Here is a 14,073-nt window from a genome sequence, read left to right on the forward strand (position 1 = left end):
ACCCTGCCACGGAAACCAGCCCCAGTTGAGGGCGCACATGAGGGGGCGCCGGTGCCCCTGTCCGGGGGCACCGGCGCCACGGTCCGCCGTCGGTGTCAGCCGAGGGCCTTGTCGGTGTCGGCGAGGCTGTCGTCGCCGACGGTGTGGGTGACCGTGTCGACGACGCCCTCGGGGCTGAGGTCGCCCAGGGTCTGGTGGTCACCGAGGACCTGGTGGTCGCCGCTGTGCGAGGGGCTGATCGCCGCGACGACGAACCCGGTGGCGAGGGAGGCGATGGCCATCATGCTGCGCTTCTTCATGACCGGATCAACTGCCGGAGACGGATCGGGGTCACGCATCCTGGGCATGTCCGATGAGGAGACGCGGCGGGGAGGACGCATGGACGGGACGGACGGGCACATCCATGTCGACACGAGGATGCTCCGCGACGGCCCGGAAGTACGCGGCATGCTGGCGGCCACCTTCGGCCTGGTGGGGGACGCGCCGAGCACGGTGACCACGGGCTGCGGGCAGCGCGTGCCGTACGCCATGACCTCTCGGCGGCCGGAGAGCGTCACGTGTCTGCCCTGCCGCGAGCACGCGGCGGTCGAGCATCTGCGGCAGGCCGAACGGCTCGAACGTCTGGCGGGCTCGCCCGGGACGACCGTCCCCCGGGAGCAGGTACGGCGGGCCGCGGACCGTCTGCGTGACCTCGCCCGGAGGTTCGCGGACGGCTGACCGCGGCCCGCCGGACTCACCCCTTGGTCGAGCCCAGGGTCAGTCCCGCGATGAAGTGCCGCTGGAGCAGCAGGAACACCAGGATGGTCGGGAGGGCGACCAGGACCGAGCCCGCGGCCAGGAGGTTGTAATCCGTGAAAAATTGCCCCCTGAGATTGTTCAGGGACGACGTGATCGGCAGTTTGTCCGGGTTGGAGATGAAGATCAGGGCCCAGAGGAAGTCGTTGTAGATCCAGGTGAACTCCAGCGTCGCCAGGGCCGCCAGGGCCGGGCGGCACAGGGGCAGAGTGATGCGCCAGAACTGGGTCCACACGCCCGCGCCGTCGACGATCGCCGCCTCCAGGATCTCCTGGGGCAGCGTGCGCATGAAATTGGCGAGGACGAAGACGCAGAAACCCACCTGGAAACCGATGTTGACGATGATCACGGCCCAGTAGGAGTCGTACATCGTCAGCGAGTCGGACATCCACCAGGGCAGCGGGATCTTGTTGAACAGCACGTACAGGGGCGTCACGATCACCTGCTGCGGCAGCAGGTTGCCCGCCGTGAAGAACATCAGCAGCACGATCCCGCCGCGGAGCCTCAGGCGGGAGACGGCGAAGGCGACGAAGGCGGCCAGGAACAGCGTCATGATGACGGCCGGTACGGCGATCATCAGCGTGTTGGTGAAGTACTTGCCCATGCCGGACTCGGTGTAGGCCCGGCGGTAGTACTCGAAGGACAGGTGCTTCGGCCAGGAGAGGTAGCCGTGCTGCGCCGTGTCCTCGTACGGGCGCAGACTCGCGTAGACGGCGAGCAGCAGGGGCGCGAGGAACGCGAGGGAGACCGCCGTCAGAAAGATGTGCACGCCCCAGCGACCGCGTCGGCGGCGGGACTTCACGGGCGGGGCCGGGTCGGGGGCCGTGCGGGGCACGGGTGCGGTGGTGCGGATGTCTGCGGTCATCGCTCGCGCGCACCTCGCAGCTCCTGGACCAGGAACGTCACGATGAATCCCAGCGACACGACGAGCAGCACGACGGCGATCGCGGAGCCGAAGCCGATGCGGCTGGCCTCGCCGATGATGTTGTCGGTGATGAGAACGGAGAGCAGTTCCAGTCCGTTGCGGCCCTTGTTGACGGCGTAGACGATGTCGAAGGCCCTCAGCGCCTCGATCACGGTGATGACGCCGACGATGACGTTGACCGGCCGCAAGGTCGGGAAGACCACCTGGAAGAAGGTCTGGCGTTCGTTCGCGCCGTCGATGGCGGCCGCTTCCTTGAGCGCAGGATCGACGGACTTCAGGCCGGCCAGGTAGAGGATCATCACATAGCCGACATGCCGCCAGCCTGCCGCGATCATGATCATCCACAGGTTGAGGTGTGAGTCGCCCAGCCAGTCGATCGGGTCGTCGTGGTTGTTGAGGATGGTGTTGATCACGCCCTGGTCGGTGCCGAGGATCAGCTGGGCGATGAAGCCGACGATCGCGAGCGAGAGCACGACCGGCAGGTAGATGACGGACTGGTAGAAGCGGCTGAAGCGGACGCCCCGGTCGATCAGCACGGCCAGGAGGAGGCCGAAGGGCGTGGCGATCAGGCCGAGGAAGAGCAGCCACATGACGTTGTGGCGGACGGCCGGCCAGAAGGGCGGGTAGTTGTCGGCGAGGTTCCGGTAGTTGTCCAGGCCGACCCAGTGGATGTCGCCGATGCCGTCCCAGGCGGTGAAGGACAGGCCGATCGAGGCGAGGGTCGGGCCCCAGACGATGGCGAGGTCGAGCAGGATCGGGATGCCGAGCAGCACGCCGAGGACGACGGCGTCGCGACGGGTGAACCGCCGCAGGCGCCGCCGTCGTCCGGCGCGTCGCGGGAAGGTGAGCGCCACGGAAACTTGTCCCCCAGTGATCAGCCGACGGGCTGCGAGAAGATGGACTTCTTCTGCCGCTCGATGCTGTTGCACAGCCCGTCGACGTCCTTCGGGTTGCCGATGAATTCCTGGATCGACTGGATCATCACGGTCGACGCGAAGTCGGGGCGGGTGTCGCGGTCCAGGAACTGCGAGATCTGCTTCGCCTGCGAGACGAGCTGTGCGGACTTCTTCTGCAGGGCGCTGTAGTGGGAGGTGTCGGCGCCCGAGTTGACGGCCACGTTGTTGGGGTCGTAGGTGAGGTAGGTGTCCTCGGCCTCCGGCTTGCCCAGCCACTTGAGGAGGTCCCTCGCACCGGTCAGGTTCTTGGACTTCTTCGCGACGAGGAACCCGTCGATGGGGGCCTCGACGGCGTCCAGGCCCCACTGCGGGTCGATCTCGGGGAAGGCGAAGAAGTCGATGTCGTCCCGCTCGTTCTCGGGGAACTGGGTGCCGGGGTGCGGCATGCCGAAGACGGCCATGCCGGTCTTGCGCTGCTGCAGGCTCTGCCCGGCCTCCTCCCAGGTCCGGCCGAGGGCGCCCTTCTGGTAGTACGGCATGAGTTCGCGCCAGGTGTCGAAGACGTTCTTCACCTTGGTGTCGGTCCACGATTCCTCGCCCGCCATCAGGGACTTGTGGAAGTCGTAGCCGTTCAGCCGCAGATTGATGTAGTCGAAGGTGCCCATCGCGGGCCAGCCGTCCTTGTCGCAGAAAGCGACCGGATTGCCGTCCTTCTGCATCTGTTTGGCCAGGGCGATGAAGTCGTCCCACTTGGCGGGCTGTTGATAGCCCTTCTGCTGGAAGAGGCTCTTCCGGTGGAACACCGCCCACGGATAGTAGTAGTACGGCACGAAGTACTGCTTGCCGCCGTGGGTGGACTGCGCCTTCAACGCGTCCGAGAATCCCGTGAACGTCTTCCACACATCGCTGATCTCGGTCAGCAGGCCTTTCTCCGCGAAGTACTGCATGCGGTATCCGGCGAACCACATGAAGACGTCGTCGGGGGTGCCCTGCAGATAGCGGTTGATGTTCTCCTGGAAGTCGTTGTGGTCCTTGGTGTTGACCTTCACCTTCTTCCCGGACTTCTTCTCGTAGGCCTGGAAGGCGGCGGCGTACGCCTTCTTCGGTACGGCGTCCGAGGCGTTGGAGCCGACGGAGACCTCCTTCTTGTCGCCGCCGGGTCCGCTCCCACACGCCGACAGCAGGGCGGGCAGTGTCACCGCGCCGGCACCGAGGGCCGCACCGCGTAAGAGATTTCGCCGGGACATCCGATGACCTGCCTGGTCATTGGACTGGGCCAACGGATCGAACGATGACTGCGCCATGTCCCCCTCCTCGGGTTGCCACCCCACACAACCGAACGCGTGGCTTGGATCTCACCTCCGTGTGGCCTTGGCGTCAAGGGTTCTGACGGGATACCGAACAACCGTTACCTCATCTCTTCCAACACAGTCCGACACGACTTACCGTAAACGCGCACCGATGACGAGGACATGATGTCCTCCTACCTTTCGCGTGTTCGGAGGAAACGTAACGATGCGTCACCTTCACCCCCGCACGACCCGCCGAAGAGTGGTCGGAGCGTTCGCCGCGGGCCTCCTGTGCGCCGCCGGACTCGCCGCGCCGGCCCTCGCGGCACCCGCCGCCGGACCCGCCGCACCCACCCTGGCGGACGGTCTCGCCCTCACCCCGCCGATGGGCTTCAACAACTGGAATTCCACGCACTGCCGTGCCGACTTCAACGAGTCCATGATCAAGGGAATCGCGGACATCTTCGTCGAGAAGGGCCTCAAGGACGCCGGCTATCAGTACGTCAACCTCGACGACTGCTGGGCGCTGCCGAACCGGGACGCGAACGGCAGACTCGTCCCGGATCCGGTCCGCTTCCCCAACGGGATCAAGGCGGTCGCGGACTATGTGCACTCCAAGGGACTCGAGCTCGGGATCTACACCAGCGCGGGCACCAAGACCTGCAACAGCGCCGGTTTCCCGGGTGCGCTCGGCCATGAGTACAGCGACGCCCAGCAGTTCGCGGACTGGGGCGTCGACTACCTCAAGTACGACAACTGCAACAACCAGGGTGTGGACGCCAAGTTGCGCTACACGACCATGCGGGACGCCCTCAGGGCGACCGGCCGGCCCATCGTCTACAGCATTTGCGAATGGGGCCAGAACAAACCGTGGGAATGGGCCGCCGACGTGGGCCATTTGTGGCGCACCACCGGTGACATCAGTGACAACTGGGGCTCGATGCTGGGGATTCTGAAGAAGAACCTGCCGCTCGCGCCGTACGCCGGCCCCGGGCACTGGAACGACCCGGACATGCTGGAGGTCGGCAACGGCGGCATGACCGACACCGAGTACCGCACGCACTTCTCGATGTGGTCGATCATGTCCGCTCCGCTGCTCATCGGCTCCGACCTGCGCAAGGCGACCCCGGCGACCTTCGACATCCTCGACAACAAGGAGGTCGTCGCGGTCGACCAGGATCCGCTGGGCAAGCAGGGCACGGTCGTCTCCTCCGAGGGCGGGCGCTGGGTCGTCGCCAAGGAGATGAAGGACGGCAGCCGCACGGTGGCCCTCTTCAACGAGTCCGACTCCGCCCAGCACATCGCCACCACCGCCGCGGCCGTCGGCCTGCCCGAGGCCCCCGCCTACACCCTGCGTGACCTGTGGCAGCACCGCGGCTACAACACCGCGGGCACCATCTCGGCGACCGTCCCGGCGCACGGCACGGTCCTGGTACGGGTCTTCGCCGACCGCGCCTGGGCGCTGCACCCGCCCGCCGTCGAAACCGGCCTGGACGGCAGCCCGTTGATCGAGGCGGGCACACCGGCCGCGCTGACCACGGTCGTGACGGACCTGGGCCGCACCCCCGCACTGCTCGTGTCGGCCGGCCTCACGGGACCCGACGGCTGGACCGTCCGCGCGACCTCCCCCGCCCACGCCCTCGTCCTGCCGACCGGCCGCTCCCTGCGCACCAAGTGGTCGGTCACCGCACCACCGGAGACGCCGACGGGGTCGTACGCGCTGACCCTCAGGGCGAGTTACCGCTCGCCGACCGGTGCCCGCGTCGACAGCGCGGTCCCGCTGACGGTGTCCGTCGTCGTTCCCCCGCCCGCGGGCACCTCGTCCCTCGGCGATCTGCCGTGGCTGTCGGCCACCAACGGCTACGGGCCGGTCGAGCGCAACACCAGCAACGGCGAGAGCAAGGCGGGTGACGGGCATCCGATCACCCTCGGCGGCGTGGTGTACGCCAAGGGGCTCGGTGTCCACGCGGACAGCGACGTCGAGTTCTACACCGGCACGGCGTGCACCACGCTCACCGCGGACGTCGGCGTGGACGACGAGAAGGGCGCCAAGGGCACCGTCGCGTTCGAGGTGTGGGCCGACGGGACCAAGGTCGCCTCGACCGGCGTCCTGACCAACGCGATGCCGGCCCAGCCGCTCACCGCGGACGTGACGGGCGCCCAGGTGGTCCGTCTGGTCGTCACCGACGGCGGCGACGGCAACGACTCGGACCACGCGGACTGGGCGGACGCGCGACTGACCTGCTGATCCCCCACGAGGGGTTCCTACGGCGCACAGGTGAGCCGCTGCCGCCGCGGGCAGGGCCCACAAGGCGTTCAGGCGGGCCGCTGAGCCCGCTCGGGGAGTTCGGCGGCCCCCGCCTGAACGTTCCTGCCCTCCGAGGCCCCGGGAGCGCCCCCTGGGCGCTCAGACCGCGGCCGCGTCCGCCCGCTTGGCGAGCGCGGCCGCGGCCGCTCCCACCAGTCCGGCGTCCGTGCCCATCTGGGCCGGTGTGATCTCCAGCCGCTGCACGAAGGAGAGGGTCGCGTAGCTGCCGAGGGCCTTGCGCAGCGGGGTGAACAGCACGTCGCCCGCCTTGCCCACGCCCCCGCCGATCACCGCGATGTCGATCTCGACGAGGGTCGCGGTTGCCGCGATCCCGGCGGCGAGCGCCTGCGCCGCCCGCTCGAAGGAGGCCACGGCGACCGGGTCGCCGGCCCGGGCGGCGGCGGCCACGGCGGCGGCCGACGTGTCGCCGTCCGGGCCGGGCACCCAGCCGTTCTCGATCGCACGGCGGGCGATGTTCGGTCCGCTGGCGATGCGCTCCACGCAGCCGCGCGAACCGCACGGGCACGGATCCCCGTCCAGATCCACGCTGATGTGGCCGATGTGGCCCGCGTTGCCCGTGGGACCGGGGTGCAGTTGACCGTTCAGGACGAGTCCGCCTCCGACGCCGGTGGAGACCACCATGCACAGCGCGTTGTCGTGGCCGCGGGCCGCGCCCTGCCAGTGCTCGGCCGCCGTGATGGCCACGCCGTCGCCGATCAGCTCGACCGGCAGGCCGCCGGCCGCGTCCCGGACCCGCTGGACCAGCGGATAGTCGCGCCAGCCCGGGACGTTGACCGGGCTGACGGTGCCCGCGGAGGCGTCCACCGGTCCGGCGCTGCCGATACCGAGGGCCGTGGCGTGCCCCCACAGGGGCGAGGCGGTGAGTTCGCCGAGGACGTCCGCCACGGCGCCCATCACGGTCTCGCCGTCCTGCTGCGCGGGCGTCGCGCGCTGGGCGCGCACCACGATCTGGCCGTGGCCGTCCACCAGCGCCCCGGCGATCTTGGTGCCGCCGATGTCCAGCGCGGCCACGAGGTCGGTCTGCATCTGTGTCGGATCTCCCGGTCAACCAATCGGATCCCCGTCGGCGCGGGGGGAGTTCCCCCTCCGCCACGGAGAAGTGCGGGCCGGTCTGGCGGTGGGGACGCAGGCCGGAGATTGCGTTGTACAGTGTCTCTCGCATATGACAACGTTGTCCAGGCTCTATGCTCGACGCCACATCCTCATACAAACTCATGGTCCGACGCATCCCCATGGACGAGACAGGACAGGACAGCGCATCGTGCCCGAGACCGCCCGCCGTACAGACCGCCTTTCCGGGAGCCGTTACGGCAACCGTCCGACCATGAAGGACGTGGCCGCGCGCGCCGGAGTCGGGCTGAAGACCGTCTCCCGCGTGGTCAACGGCGAGCCCGGCGTCACCCCCGAGACGGAGCGCCGGGTGCAGGAGGCCATCGACGCGCTGGGCTTCCGCCGCAACGACAGCGCGCGCGTGCTGCGCAAGGGCCGTACCGCCAGCATCGGACTGGTCCTGGAGGATCTCGCCGACCCGTTCTACGGCCCCCTCAGCCGCGCGGTCGAGGAGGTGGCCCGAGCGCACGGCGCCCTGCTGATCAACGGCTCCAGCGCGGAGGACCCCGACCGTGAACAGGAGTTGGCGCTGGCGCTGTGCGCACGGCGGGTGGACGGGCTGGTGGTGATCCCGGCCGGGGACGACCACCGCTATCTGGAGCCGGAGATCAAGGCGGGCGTCGCCACGGTGTTCGTGGACCGTCCGGCCGGGAAGATCGACGCGGACGTCGTCCTGTCGGACAACTACGGGGGCGCCCGGGACGGCGTCGCCCATCTGATCGCCCACGGCCACCGCCGGATCGGGTTCATCGGTGACATGCCCCGCATCCACACCGCCGCCGAGCGCCTGCGCGGCTACCGGGCCGCCATGGAGGACGCGGACATCGAGGTGGCGGACGCCTGGATGTCCCTGGGCGTCACGGATCCGCACCGGGTGCGACGGGCGGCCGAGGAGATGCTGTCCGGGCCGGACCCCGTCACGGCGATCTTCACGGGCAACAACCGGGTCACCGTCACCGCGGTGCGCGTCCTCGCCGAACACAAGCGCCCGGTCGCCCTCGTCGGCTTCGACGACTTCGAGCTCGCCGATCTGCTCCAGCCGGGCGTCACGGTCGTGGCGCAGGACGCGGCGGCACTCGGTCGTACCGCCGCGGAGCGGCTCTTCCGCCAGCTGGACGGCGACCTGATCACGCCGGAGCGCATCGAGCTGCCCACCCGGCTGATCACCCGCGGATCGGGCGAACTGCCGCCGGCGGACTGAGTCACCCATGTGGGAGCGAACCCTCGAAGCGCTGGGCCTGGCGAAGGCCCCGCGCGACCATCCCCTGCTCTACCCGGGCGCGTGGCCCACGGAGTCCGGACTGCTCTCCGGCGACCAGCTGCTGCCGCTGGACCGGCTCGTGCACGACGAGGACCGCGTGCCGGTCCTGGCGGTGGGTTCCAACGGCTGCCCCGGCCAACTGCGCGGAAAGATGGCCGAGTCGGGGATCACCTCGCCCATCCCGATGGTGAAGGCGCGTGTCACCGGGATCGACGTCGGAGTCTCCGCGCACGTCAGCCGCCTGGGGTATGTCTCGGCGGCCCCGTTCCAGGCACCGGACACGGTGCGGGAGTTGTTCGTGACGTGGCTGGACGCCGAGCAGCTGGCGGTGATCGACGCGAGCGAGGGCGTACCGCTGCCGTACGGCAACTTCCGGCGGGCCTGGCTGCCGTCGCCGGAGGTGCGGACCGAACTGGAGGACGGCACGCGGCTGCCCGGCGTGTACGTCTACGTCAACCGGCGCGGGGTCCTGCACAACGGCACCCCGGCGCCACGGACGCATCCCGGGCAGCGGGAGCTGCTGACCGAACTCCTCGTGGGATCGGCCCGCTTGAGGGACCTGTTCGGTGTGACGCCCGAGGAGTTCTGCGCACGGGCCCGTGCCGATGTGCGGCTGTGCGAGCGGGGCACCCGGGTGTTCGCGGAGGAGAAGCTGGTCACGGCGTCGGGGCTGGAGCGGTTCGTGCGGGGTCAGCAGACCGGGAGCCCGGGGACCGGCTGATCGTTGTCGCCGCCCCGGACGTAGACGTCGCTGACGTAGACGTTCGTGTTGCCGCTGTCGTCGTCCGTCCTCGCCCACCACACGTTGGTCCACCGGCCGTAGGTCTCGCGGCGGCCGAGGTTCTGCTGGCAGTAGAAGTAGCTGACGCCCGCGTGCAGCACCCCGGCCTCGGCGCCGGAGGCGGTGTAGGACTTCGCGTCCCGCCAGACCGTGCAGTCGTACTTGCCGCCGCCGATGGACGTGCAGGAGGGCGCCGGAGTCGTGACTCCACCGTGACCGGAGCCGGCGCCTGGGGTGCCGGTGCTCCCTGACGCGCGCGTGGTGCCTGCGCCGGATGGCTCGGCCGACGCGGACGAGCCGCCGCCTCCCGCTGGGACGCCCCCCTTCGTGCCACCGTCCTCCGTCGGGGTCGGCGTCTTCTCCTCGCCCTGTTCCGTGGGCCGGGGCCGCCCGGAGCGATCGGCGTCCGTCCGCCCGCTCGCCGACGCGGAGACGGGCGCGCTCGTGCTGGACGTCGCCGGTCCGGCGCCGGCCCGGTCACCGCCCGAGCCGTTGACGAGAGCCACGGTGGTCCCGGCCGCCGCGAGGACGACACCGACGGCCACGGCGGCGAGCAGGACACGTCCCTTTCGGTGGGGCGGGGGTGAGGAGGAGACGGTCCCGGTGGGAGCAGAGGCGAGTCCTACCGGCGGGGACGGGCCGAAGCCGGGTGGGGCGGCACCTCCGGAGGCGCCGGGGGTCGTTGGTCCGTGCTCGCCGAAGCCCGGTGGTGTCGTCTCGGGGCCGTGGAGGCCGGACGGCGCCCCTCCGTAACCTTCCGCCGGACCGAAGCCTGGCGTGGCGTGCTCGGCCGGCTGCGGCTCCGGCGCCGCTCTGTCCGTCGGGCGTGCGGCGGGCTCGGGCGGGCCGAACACCGGGAACACCGGCCCCGGGCGCTCGCCGGAGCCGGGTGCCGAAGGGCCGCGACGGGCCGCCTCCGGCGCCGCGGCCCCCGGTGCCCCTCCCTCGGCCTCCCCGGTTGTTCTGGTCCCCGAGGTCCCCGCAACGCCTTCCCCGGCCCCTCCGGCGCCCGATGCCATCGGACTGGCCTCGCCAAGCCGTCCGGCCCGGCCGCTTCCCGCTGGGCCGAACCCGGCAGGAGCCGCCGGCACCCCGCTTCCACGCAGGGTCGTCGTGGGGATGTCCGAGACGGTCAGGTCCGCGACGGTCCGGAGCAGCGCGCGGGCCTCCTCGGCCTCCGGGCGGGTTTCGGGGTGCTTGTTCAGGAGGCGTTGGAGGACGGGGCCCAGGGGGCCCGCGCGCCGCGGTTCGGGAAGGGGTTCGCTGACGATCGCGGCGAGGGTCGAGTACGTCGACGTACGGCGGAACGGCGAGGTGCCTTCGACCGCCGCGTACAGGGTGGCACCCAGGGCCCACACGTCGGAGGCCGGGCCGGGCTCGGCGCCCTGCGCGCGCTCGGGGGCCAAGTAGTCCAGGGAGCCGACCAGTTCGCCGCTGCGGGTGAGGTGGGTGGCGTTGCCGTCGCCCGGGTCCTCCATGGTGGCGATGCCGAAGTCGGTGAGGACCACGCGGCCGGGTCGGTCGAGCAGGATGTTGCCGGGCTTGACGTCACGGTGCAGGACACCGGCCCGGTGTGCGGCGGCCAGCGCGTCCATCACCTTGGCGCCGATCCTCGCGGCCTCACGCGGATCGAGGGTGCCGCGCTCGCGCAGCACGTCGTCCAGGGAGGGGCCGTCGACCAGCTCCATGACGATCAGCGGGCGCCCGTCGACCTCCCCGATGTCGTGCACGGCGACGACCCCGTGATGCCGCACCCGGGCCGCCGCGCGCGCCTCGCGCTGCATCCGCAGCCGCAGATCGGCGAGTTCGGGCCCGTTGGCGTCGCTGTACGTCCGCAGTTCCTTGACCGCGACCTCGCGGCCCAGCACCTCGTCGACGGCTCTCCACACGACGCCCATGCCGCCGCGCCCGAGCTGCCCGACGACGCGATAGCGCCCCGCCAGCAGCCGACCGCCCCCGTCCGAACGCTCCCCCGAAGACACCGCCCGCCCCGTTCCTGTGACAGTCCTTGCGTGCCGAACAGACTACGGGGCCGGGGTGACAACACCAGGCGACGGTGACGGCTGTGACGGGTCTGCTACGTGCCGGAGACGGTGAGGTCGCCGCGCCGCGGCGCCGCGAAGCCCTCCAGGTCGGCCCTGGTCAGACCGGTCAGCCGGGCCACTTCGGCGATGTCGAGGGCGCCGCAGTCCAGGCCGCGCAGCAGATAGCCGCTGAGGGCCTTGGCGGTGGCAGGCTCGTCCATGACGTCGCCGCCGACCCGGCCCGCGTACCGGGCGAGCCGGGCGGCGGCCTGCTCGAAGCCCTCGCGGTAGAAGGCGAACACGGCCGCGTACCGGGTGGGGATGTGGCCGGGGTGCATGTCCCAGCCCTGGTAGTAGGCGCGGGCGAGGGCGCGGCGGGTCAGGCCGTAGTGCAGGCGCCAGGCGTCGTGGACCTTCGCCGTCGGGCCGACGGGCAGCACGTTGGTCGAGCCGTCCGAGACACGGACCCCCGTGCCGGCCGCCGCGACCTGCATCACCGCCTTGGCGTGGTCGGCGGCCGGATGGTCGCTTGCCTGGTGGGCGGCGGAGACGCCGAGACACGCGCTGTAGTCGAAGGTGCCGTAGTGCAGTCCGGTGGCGCGCCCCTCGGCGGCCTGGATCATCCGGGCGACGGTGGCGGTGCCGTCGGTGGCCAGGATGGACTGGCTGGTCTCGATCTGGATCTCGAAGCCGATCCGTCCGGCGTCCAGACCGCGGGCCTTCTCGAACTCCTCCAGCAGCCGTGCGAACGCGGTGACCTGCTCGGCGTACGTCACCTTCGGCAGCGTCAGCACCAGCCCCTCGGGCAGTCCGCCCGCGCGCATCAGGCCGGTGAGGAAGACGTCGAGGGTACGGATGCCCCGGTCCCGTACCGCGGCCTCCATGCACTTCATGCGGATGCCCATGTACGGCGCGGCGGTCCCGTTCTCGTACGCCTCGGAGATCAGCCGGGCCGCGCGGGCCGCCGTCTCGTCCTCCTCGGCGTCCGGGCGGAGGCCGTAGCCGTCCTCGAAGTCCACGCGCAGGTCTTCCACGGGCTCGCGCTCCAACTTGGCGCGCACGCGCGCGTAGACGGGCTCGGCGAGTTCGTCGGACAGACCCAGGACCGCGGCGAAGGAGGCGGCGTCCGGGGCGTGTTCGTCGAGGACGGCCAGCGCCCGGTCGCCCCAGGAGCGGATGGTGTCGGCGGCGAAGGCGTCCCCGGGGACGTAGACCGTGTGGACGGGCTGGCGGGTGCCGGGGTCGCCGGGGTAAAGGCGCTGCAACTCGGCGTCGACCGGGGCGAGGGAGGCACTGATCTCCTCGCTGACAGCGCCCGCGAGGCTCGTCGCCACGTTCTCCTGCTGGCCCTGGCCCATCCCATACCCTCCCGTTTTCCGCTCTACGGAATCAACAATCCGTAGAACGAAGGTATCCGGGCACCTCGGGATGGTCAACACCATGTCCACACCCGGCCACGCCGTCACCTGGGCATGTTCACGCCCCACTCACACCCGGGTATCACACTGCTCGACACACAACTCGCCCCGACGGGCGACTCGTTTGGCCTCGCGACCGAAGGAGCCCCCGTGCCGAACCAGCACCGAGTCCCCCGCCGACTGGGCCTCAAGGCCTTGCTGGCGGCGGCGGTCACCCTCCCCCTGTCCAGCGCGGCCGCGGTCTCCGCCCCGTCCGCCTCGGCGGAGGCGCCCCGGGTCCGCCGCGCCCCCGTGACCGGGCACCGGGTCCCCGATCTGCGCGTGATGACGTTCAACCTGCGGTTCGCCAGCACGGAGGAACCCGACAGCTGGGCCGACCGCCGCCCCGCGATGAGCCGGCTGCTCCGCGCGGCGGCCCCCGATGTCTTCGGCACCCAGGAGGGCCTCTACCGGCAACTGCGCGACATCGAGTCCGACCTCGCCCCGCACTACGCCTGGATCGGCACCGGTCGCGAACGGATCAGCGGCGACGAGTCCACGGCCCTCTTCTACGACACCCGCCGCCTCTCGCCCGTCGAGCACGGCACGTTCGCGCTGTCGGACACCCCGGACGTGCTCGGTTCGGAGACCTGGGGCGGGGACACGCCCCGTACCGCCACCTGGGTGCGGTTCCGCGATCTCAGCGCCTTCGGCCGCGAGTTCATCGTCCTCAACACCCATCTCGACAACGCGAGCCAGTACGCGCGCGAACGGGCCGCCGCCCTCATCGTCCAGCGGATCGCCCGGCTCCGCGGCGCGCTGCCGGTCGTGGTGACGGGCGACTTCAACGCCTACGCGCACGCCAACCGCGCCTACGACACGATGGTCGGCACCGGACTCGTCGACGCCTGGGACGCGGCGGCCCGGCGCGGGCCGCTGTACGGGACGTTCCACCCCAAGTACCGGCCGCCGCAGCCGAACGGCGAGCGCATCGACTGGATCTTCGTCTCCCCCACCGTCAAGGTCGAACAGGCGTCGATCGACACGTCCTCCCTGAACGGCCAGTACCCCAGCGACCATTTTCCCGTCCAGGTCTCGCTGCGCCTGAAGTGAGACGAGGCCCCCGCGACCGTTCGTGCGGTCGCGGGGGCCTCGTACAGCCGTCCGGTGATCAGCCCTTGCGGGTGTTGATCTCCTCGGTGAGCTGGGGGACGACGTCGAAGAGGTCGCCGACCACGCCGTAGTCGACCAGGTCGAAGATCGGGG

General features: G+C 70.6%; 12 protein-coding genes. 5 read left to right on the top strand and 7 right to left on the bottom strand.

Translation table 11 applies throughout. From position 1 onward, the window contains the following. Positions 1-95: 95 nt before the first annotated feature. A complete protein-coding gene (locus ACWCQ1_RS46640) occupies positions 96-299 on the bottom strand; it encodes a hypothetical protein (protein WP_133050002.1) in 204 nt (67 codons plus the stop codon). A 79-nt stretch (positions 300-378) separates the two neighbouring features. Between ACWCQ1_RS46640 and ACWCQ1_RS46645 the strand changes: the two genes are divergently transcribed. Next, positions 379-717 carry a hypothetical protein gene (locus ACWCQ1_RS46645; protein WP_358608521.1) on the top strand — a complete coding sequence of 113 codons (339 nt, stop codon included), beginning with the start codon at positions 379-381 and terminating at the stop codon, positions 715-717. Positions 718-733: 16 nt separating this feature from the next. Here ACWCQ1_RS46645 and ACWCQ1_RS46650 read toward each other — a convergent pair whose 3' ends face one another. From ACWCQ1_RS46650 to ACWCQ1_RS46660, 3 genes are read right to left on the bottom strand one after another with little or no spacing between them, the layout of a single operon-like run. After that, complete coding sequence (locus ACWCQ1_RS46650; protein WP_133050000.1) at positions 734-1,660, bottom strand: carbohydrate ABC transporter permease; 927 nt, start codon at positions 1,658-1,660, stop codon at positions 734-736. After that, the gene (locus tag ACWCQ1_RS46655; protein WP_133049999.1) at positions 1,657-2,574 is read right to left on the bottom strand and encodes a carbohydrate ABC transporter permease; all 918 of its coding nucleotides are present in this window, start codon (positions 2,572-2,574) and stop codon (positions 1,657-1,659) included. The genes ACWCQ1_RS46650 and ACWCQ1_RS46655 overlap by 4 nt, the downstream gene beginning before the upstream one ends. 20 nt (positions 2,575-2,594) lie before the next feature. Beyond that, positions 2,595-3,863 carry an ABC transporter substrate-binding protein gene (locus ACWCQ1_RS46660; protein WP_451029428.1) on the bottom strand — a complete coding sequence of 423 codons (1,269 nt, stop codon included), beginning with the start codon at positions 3,861-3,863 and terminating at the stop codon, positions 2,595-2,597. 268 nt (positions 3,864-4,131) lie between these two features. On the opposite strand from ACWCQ1_RS46660, the gene ACWCQ1_RS46665 reads away from it, so the two are divergent. Beyond that, a complete protein-coding gene (locus tag ACWCQ1_RS46665; protein WP_451029424.1) occupies positions 4,132-6,153 on the top strand; it encodes an NPCBM/NEW2 domain-containing protein in 2,022 nt (673 codons plus the stop codon). A 159-nt stretch (positions 6,154-6,312) separates the two neighbouring features. Here the strand turns inward: ACWCQ1_RS46665 and ACWCQ1_RS46670 are convergent, their stop codons facing one another. Beyond that, positions 6,313-7,260 carry an ROK family protein gene (locus tag ACWCQ1_RS46670; protein ID WP_133049998.1) on the bottom strand — a complete coding sequence of 316 codons (948 nt, stop codon included), beginning with the start codon at positions 7,258-7,260 and terminating at the stop codon, positions 6,313-6,315. Positions 7,261-7,495: 235 nt separating this feature from the next. Here ACWCQ1_RS46670 and ACWCQ1_RS46675 point away from each other — a divergent pair, with 235 nt between their 5' ends. Together ACWCQ1_RS46675 and ACWCQ1_RS46680 are read left to right on the top strand one after the other, a co-directional pair. After that, positions 7,496-8,545, top strand: coding sequence for a LacI family DNA-binding transcriptional regulator (locus ACWCQ1_RS46675; protein WP_133049997.1), 1,050 nt, complete (start codon positions 7,496-7,498; stop codon positions 8,543-8,545). A 7-nt stretch (positions 8,546-8,552) separates the two neighbouring features. Next, the gene (locus ACWCQ1_RS46680; protein WP_451029425.1) at positions 8,553-9,326 is read left to right on the top strand and encodes a hypothetical protein; all 774 of its coding nucleotides are present in this window, start codon (positions 8,553-8,555) and stop codon (positions 9,324-9,326) included. Here the strand turns inward: ACWCQ1_RS46680 and ACWCQ1_RS46685 are convergent. Together ACWCQ1_RS46685 and ACWCQ1_RS46690 are read right to left on the bottom strand one after the other, a co-directional pair. Beyond that, positions 9,296-11,368 carry a protein kinase domain-containing protein gene (locus ACWCQ1_RS46685; protein WP_451029426.1) on the bottom strand — a complete coding sequence of 691 codons (2,073 nt, stop codon included), beginning with the start codon at positions 11,366-11,368 and terminating at the stop codon, positions 9,296-9,298. The genes ACWCQ1_RS46680 and ACWCQ1_RS46685 overlap by 31 nt on opposite strands. A gap of 95 nt (positions 11,369-11,463) precedes the next feature. Next, positions 11,464-12,768 (bottom strand): DUF6986 family protein, encoded by a 1,305-nt coding sequence (locus tag ACWCQ1_RS46690; RefSeq protein WP_358608510.1) that lies wholly within the window; start codon positions 12,766-12,768, stop codon positions 11,464-11,466. Positions 12,769-12,978: 210 nt separating this feature from the next. Here ACWCQ1_RS46690 and ACWCQ1_RS46695 point away from each other — a divergent pair, with 210 nt between their 5' ends. Then, the gene (locus tag ACWCQ1_RS46695; protein WP_451029427.1) at positions 12,979-13,920 is read left to right on the top strand and encodes an endonuclease/exonuclease/phosphatase family protein; all 942 of its coding nucleotides are present in this window, start codon (positions 12,979-12,981) and stop codon (positions 13,918-13,920) included. Positions 13,921-14,073 lie beyond the last annotated feature (153 nt).

This window comes from Streptomyces sp. NPDC002144 (assembly GCF_053593695.1).